Below are 933 nucleotides of genomic sequence, written 5' to 3'. Positions count from 1 at the left end.
CCACAACTGTCGGTACGCTGGCATCATAGCGATTGCGGATACGCACAGTTTCGCGCTGGTTAAAATCCACGCCGTCTAAATGCTCAATAAAGGTAGTGACAAAGTGCTGACGGGTTTGCTCGCCATCACTGACGATATCGACGCCTGCTCGCACTTGCTCTTGTAGCGATACCAGCAGCGCATCTTGTTTTGCTTGAATCAATTCCTCACCATCAAGCTGCCAAGGTGACCAAATTTTCTCAGGTTCTGCCAACCAAGAAGGTTTTGGTAAGCTGCCAGCGGTCGATGTTGGTAATAATAAAGTCATGTCGTATTATCTTCTCTATTTCAAGTGTTCTCTATTTTAGGTGTTATAGCGTGCGCTTTTATATTTGGATTTTTTAAGCGACGTTCTTGTTTACAGCGTAATTGGCCGCCCATGTTTCAAGAATATCTTGGTAAGGCTTGATAAAATGCGTTTCGGTAAATTTACCTTGTTTGACCGCCATTTGACTGCGCTCGACGCGATCATAAACCACTTGCGTCAATGAATAATCTTGGTAGTTCAGGCTGGGTTGATACACTTGACCCGCGCTTGAGTTGGCGTTGTAAATCTCAGGACGGTAGATCTTTTGAAAGGTCTCCATGGTGCTGATTGCACTGATGAGCTCAAGATCGGTATAGTCGCTGGTCAAATCACCCGCAAAATAAAACGCTAATGGCGCGGCGCTACCCTCAGGCTTAAAGTAGCGTACGGTTAAGTCCATTTTGTGAAAATAGTCGTCGGTTAACGAGTACTCGTCTTGCTGATACTCAACGCCCAATACCGGATGCTGATTGGTAGTACGGTAATAGGTCTTGCTGGTTGAGACACTCAAGCAGATGACTGGTTTTTTATCAAAATTGGCTTTATAGGCTTCTGAATTCAGTAAGTATTGAAACAGTTTACCGTGT

At 44.7% G+C, this 933-nt stretch carries 1 protein-coding gene and 1 pseudogene; both read right to left on the bottom strand.

What is annotated here, in order from left to right:
- Window positions 1-307, bottom strand: a pseudogene (locus ACS8FC_RS15510) (methionine synthase); the annotation flags it as partial.
- Between the two features lie 73 nt (window positions 308-380).
- A partial coding sequence (locus tag ACS8FC_RS15505; RefSeq protein ID WP_439297428.1) for a putative oxygenase MesX occupies window positions 381-933 on the bottom strand: 553 nt, incomplete at its 5' end.

The organism is Psychrobacter sp. 1Y4 (assembly GCF_051847555.1).
Note: the sequence above shows the minus strand (reverse complement) of the source record. Positions and strands in the feature narration are given on the sequence as shown.